This window comes from Coleofasciculus sp. FACHB-712 (assembly GCF_014695635.1).
Taxonomy (GTDB): domain Bacteria; phylum Cyanobacteriota; class Cyanobacteriia; order Cyanobacteriales; family FACHB-T130; genus FACHB-T130.
Map to the genome: position 1 here is coordinate 1 of NZ_JACJOQ010000457.1, position 5,038 is coordinate 5,038.

The 5,038-nt window shown below is 44.5% G+C and carries 5 protein-coding genes; 2 read left to right on the top strand and 3 right to left on the bottom strand.

Going from position 1 to position 5,038, the window contains the following annotated elements:
- Positions 1–29: 29 nt before the first annotated feature.
- The 3 genes from H6F50_RS14520 to H6F50_RS14530 form a co-directional block, all read right to left on the bottom strand.
- Complete coding sequence (locus H6F50_RS14520) at positions 30–689, bottom strand: hypothetical protein (RefSeq protein WP_190429245.1); 660 nt, start codon at positions 687–689, stop codon at positions 30–32.
- 245 nt (positions 690–934) lie between these two features.
- Positions 935–1,606, bottom strand: coding sequence for a hypothetical protein (locus H6F50_RS14525; protein ID WP_190429246.1), 672 nt, complete (start codon positions 1,604–1,606; stop codon positions 935–937).
- 203 nt (positions 1,607–1,809) lie between these two features.
- Entirely contained in the window at positions 1,810–4,131 is a 2,322-nt protein-coding gene (locus H6F50_RS14530) for an NACHT domain-containing NTPase (protein ID WP_190429247.1), read from the bottom strand.
- 163 nt (positions 4,132–4,294) lie between these two features.
- On the opposite strand from H6F50_RS14530, the gene H6F50_RS14535 reads away from it, so the two are divergent.
- Complete coding sequence (locus tag H6F50_RS14535; RefSeq protein WP_190429248.1) at positions 4,295–4,447, top strand: hypothetical protein; 153 nt, start codon at positions 4,295–4,297, stop codon at positions 4,445–4,447.
- A complete protein-coding gene (locus H6F50_RS14540) occupies positions 4,414–4,650 on the top strand; it encodes a hypothetical protein (RefSeq protein ID WP_190429249.1) in 237 nt (78 codons plus the stop codon). The genes H6F50_RS14535 and H6F50_RS14540 overlap by 34 nt, the downstream gene beginning before the upstream one ends.
- Positions 4,651–5,038: the final 388 nt, after the last annotated feature.

The window sequence follows — 5,038 nt, forward strand, 5'->3', positions numbered from 1 at the left end:
AAAGGCTAGCGCAGCGGCTCGAAAAAAGGCTAGCGCAGTGCTAGAGCCGAGCGCAGGGTGACATTTAAATCGGTGTTGGGGTTAACGACAACAACATCAACTCGTTTTTTGCCCAACAGCAGTCCGCCTAAGGCACCTAAACCAGCACCTCCCAAAATTTCTTCAGTTGCGATCGCTCTGTCTCCAGTCAAAGCACCGATTGCGGCTGCGGCGGCTCCACCAACGGCGGCACCTTTCAAAATGGAACTGGTATTCGTTCCCCGGCTAACTTGTTCGGTGCGAGTAATCACTCTGGAAGAGGCATTGATATACTGCCGTTTCCCGTTGTTGAAAACTAATTCTCTAGCAACAAACTGGGAACCGCCTCTCGTCGCGGGTTGCAGTTGACCAATCACCTGAGTTCCTGTCGGAATTAAGATAGTTCCGCGAGTATTTCTGACATTTGTTGCCACCGTCAGCGTTAAAGGCATCGTTTCCTTCGGAGACACAACGATTTTATTTGCCTTGTTATAGCGCAAGGGGAGGGTTGTGCCTGAAGGAATGCTGACTTGGGAGACGGGTGGAGGCGGAAATTCGTAATATTGGGCAGCAGCAGGCGCAGGCACGACGAAGGGGGCAGCTGCACCGGCGGTCATTGTCAATGCCATGAGTGCAGCGGTTCCTGATTTCCAGCGATTGAAGCGAGACATAGGGAACACTCTCAGCAATTATACGGATAAGGGTCAAGACGCTTCGTTGCTGAATTTGTTTCTTGACAATTGCACTGATTTAGTGCATTGCGAAGGAAAAATAGAGGGCGATGGGGAAAGAACCTCTCCCCATCCCTCCCCGATTCGGGGAGGGAGCTGGAGCGTTCTTATACCATTTCACTTTAGGTCTGTAACAGACGGATTCTGATGTGTAGCATCACCAAGGGAAATTAGGAATTCCCTGTTTAGCGTAGAGCGACGGTAACTGGCAGCTGAGAACCCAGGGTGACAGTCCTCAAATCAAGGCTGGGATTCACGGAAATGACATCAACAGATTTGCGTCCCCAGAATAAGCCAGCTAAAGCGCCCAAGCCTGAGCCACCTAAGACTTCTTCAGTCGCGATCGCTTTGTCGCCAACCAGTGCTGCGATCGCAGATGCAGCGGCTCCACCCAAGGTGGCACCTTTCAAGATTGTGTTGGTTCTAGAACCTTTTTTGATTTGTTCAGTTCTCGTCACAATTTGAGAAGTGGCATTGATTGTCCGAGTCCCATCCAAGGGTAGAACAATTTGTGTAGCAACAAATCGAGAGCCTTGACCAGCGGGTTCCAATTGACCCAGAATCTTTGTTCCTGCTGGAATCAAAGTTGTCCCATAACTGCTTTTAACTGTTGATGAAACTATTAAAGTTAAAGGCACTTTTTCAGTTCGAGATAGCAAGATTTTTTCAGCCGTTCCGTCATATCTAACAGGAATAGAAGCTCCAGAAGAAATTACAGTTTTGGTCTGAGATGGGTTGCTGGCACGAGGAACTGTAGGGACAGGAACATTGATGGGTACAGCGCCAACAGAACCGGCAAATGTGCCCAGAGCCATCAATACCAAAACGCCAGACTTTAAGTTATTTAAGCGTGTCATAAATAGGAAACCCACGAACTTTGTGTATTTTCACTGATACCTTCTTAGAAGGTTGTGGGTTCAAAAAGTTTCTGCAAATTAAAACTTTTTTTGGTGAGATATTAAACGTCAATTAACTGTATCAATTCCTGAAACAGGTAAAACAATCTATCTTCAGTGTGCGATCGCGCTATTCGGGAAGAATTGCAAAAAATGCAAACGCGCTACATCAATCCGCTTTTCCGTTTCTCAATCTCATTGATGGGTAACAACAAAGTGTCCTCTATTTCCTGTCGTACCTCACGACTCACATAACAATCGCTATTCAGGCACTCCACCAGCAAATCATTGGCATCACAATATTGAGACAGGAATTCTTCCTGCTGAGTGCTGAACTGCCAATCATGACCAATATTACGATACTGAATCATTATAGATTGTAGCTGCTTGACCCAAGCCTGACCATTAATTCGCCTCCAATGTTGAAATATATCCCAATCACCATCAGGGTCAGGTCGTTGATTTTGAATATCTTTTAGAGCTTTTTTAAGTTCACCGTCAAGAACAATTTCGCTGCTCTCTCCTCGGTAGTCCACTACAGAATACTTATCATCCAAATTTAAGTCATCAGCATTAACATTAAACTCATAGTCAATCAACAAATCATAAACACCAGGAACTTCTAAATCAGGGTGAAGATGTTCCACTTCATGAAACACTCTAAAAATTCTCTTATCGATAGTATGGGCGCTTATTCTATACCTAAAAGAACCATATAATGCAAGATCAATGTAAGCTGCACGAATAGCAGCAGGCTTGTAGGGAAGCTGAATCGAGCCAGATTTATGATCAAGCCAAATTAAGAACTTTTGCAACTTATTATCAGTAGCTACAATAGCGTCAACCTGCTGTTTCATTAACAGCAATAAGCGATCTGCACTTGGTGACATCCCAACCGCTAGCAAAAAGACTTCCTGCCAGCGTTGCTCAGTGATGTGGTTAACCAGATTTTGCAACCTCTCCTCTAATGGCTGGGTTCCAAAAACAATTTCTCTAGCAGTGAAATACTCGTGAAATGTCAGATGGGAAAAGGAATAAATCCCTTTAGCCCGTTCCACTACTAGACCATGATGATGCTCAATTGAGCGCAAAACTAACTCACTATCCAGTTGCAATGCTTCTGGGTCAGTATTGGCATCGGGTAAATTACGGATGTAATCTGTGATGTATTGCTCGGCTGTTTTTTGCTTGAAGAAATAATCACCATCCTCAAACGTAGTTAGGGCGATTTTACTGAGTAAATCTTCCTTACGCTGGATTGATAGCTTTTTGTAAACTTGATCGCGTTGAATTCCGCGCTTAGCATCCCATTTTTTCAGCAGCGCATCCAGCCCTTCTTTATATAGCTCAGAACGATTCGCCGGAAAATCCCCTGACTCTTCAAATGCCAAACATAACAGCGTCAGCAGTAGCGGACTGGCGGCTAGTTGTTTGATTCGGTTATTGTCTTCGAGGCGTTTAATAAAAGTTTCTGGTTTTACAGCTTTATTCTTAAACCAGTTATTTGCAAAGGTAGCAATTTGTTCATCATCAAAATCGGCAACTTCTACCTCTGTGAATTTCTCAAAGGTATATTCTCGCGCTGCTATCCGGCAGGTCATCACAAAGTGATTGTCACGATATTGGTCAGAGAAATCACGAATCTCCCTTAAGACGCGCTTATTGTCTTCCTCTCTAACTTCATCTAGCCCATCGAGTAAAATCAATGCCCTGCTGTGTTCAATTACATCTTGTAGAGACGCGATAACCCTTGCCTCTACAACGCCGCAGCCCACGGATTGCTGAGTGATGTATTCCAATAAACTCGGTATATTAGCGGCTTCAGCAAAGTCTTTGAGGGTGACAAAAATCGGCACGCGATCAGTCTGAAAGTTACCCTGATTGCACTGAATCGCTAAATACTTCAAAAATGTGGTTTTACCAGCCCCTGGCTTTCCCAAAATCATCAGCTTGGTATGTTTCTTGACGGCATCCAGTCCGGAGATTCGTTTTTCAGTAATTTTGCCCAGCCCAAAGCGCTCAACATCCTTAAAGTCGCACTCTTGTAGTAATTCAGGGATCTCTTTGCGCCTGCGCCCAGTAATTTTCTCCAGAATGTTGACGTTGGTGTAGATATCATTCAACCCAATGGGGTGAGTCATATCTAGCACCCGCATTGTGCCGCAGGGTTCTTGAATGATAGGTTTTATCTTTTCGCGTACCTCTTGCACCAACGCATCGATATCAATGCTTTTATCTTGATTAGCTGCTGCTTCTGGTTCGCTGGGCGGCTGGGCAACTATTTCTTCCCACTCAAAACCCAGCTTTTCGCAAATCTGCTCAAAATATTGGCGGTCAATTGGCCTACCTTTAAAGAATTTGTCAGCGGTTTGGCGACTCATGTCTAAATCTTTTGCTAAAGCCTTCTGAGTTAAGTTGTTCTGTCTCAGAACTCTTCTTGCTCTCTCAATACCTTCTGGTGATGCCTGGAGCGATCGCCCTGTCATATTTCCACTGCAAATATTTCGTCTATTTTACTCACCTAAATCGGTGCCAATTGCCAAAGTCATACAACTCATACACAAAGTCATAACTTCTCTAGCTCATACACACGCTCGATCGCAGCCATCGTGTCGAGATGATGGAAGAAACGAGATGGAAGGCTAAATTATGACAGCATTTATACTTAATGTCTTACTTGCAATGTTAATTGAAGAGTCTACTAAGGCAGGCTTCCGGAAGCTTAAAAAAAGTAAGGCTGTCAGACGCCGGATTTCGGTGTTGTGGTTTTGTCTCTACATCAAATGGCGATCGCGCAAATAATCAACCGGGCGAATGGAATTCGCGGCTACACAGACGAAACCCGCCTGCGCGGGTTTGAGTTTTTTAGGATGATGGGTGTGATGCGATCGCGTAACCTAGCCTTGAAAGCGCGAATTGATAAGTTAGCACTTTGCGATCGCATTCTCTACATACCAAAGAAACAGATGACAAAAGCAGAAATCTTGGCAACACTTAGCAGATGACAACTGAAGAAGGTTTGGAAATTATTGCAGTGGCTTCTCGAATGATGCGGGAAGAAATAGAACAGAAGGATAGGCGCAAAGCCGAGATAGAGCAATAGCTAGCAGCATTTCTAAAACCCGCGCAGGCGGGTTTCGTTTGTATAGCCGCGAATTCCATTCGCCACGGATATTTTGATTCAGCAGAAATTTTTACATCAAATTCGGTCTTAATTGCCAAAAACCTGATTTTTCAACCGCTAAACTAAACAATAGTGCAGATGTACTGCTACTTCTCGTAAAAGGTATGGCGCTATAGCCTGAATGATCCCACAGCAACTGGTTCTCAAAAATTTCCTCAGCTACCGCGAGGCTACCTTAGAGTTTAGCGGTCTACATACCGCCTGTATTT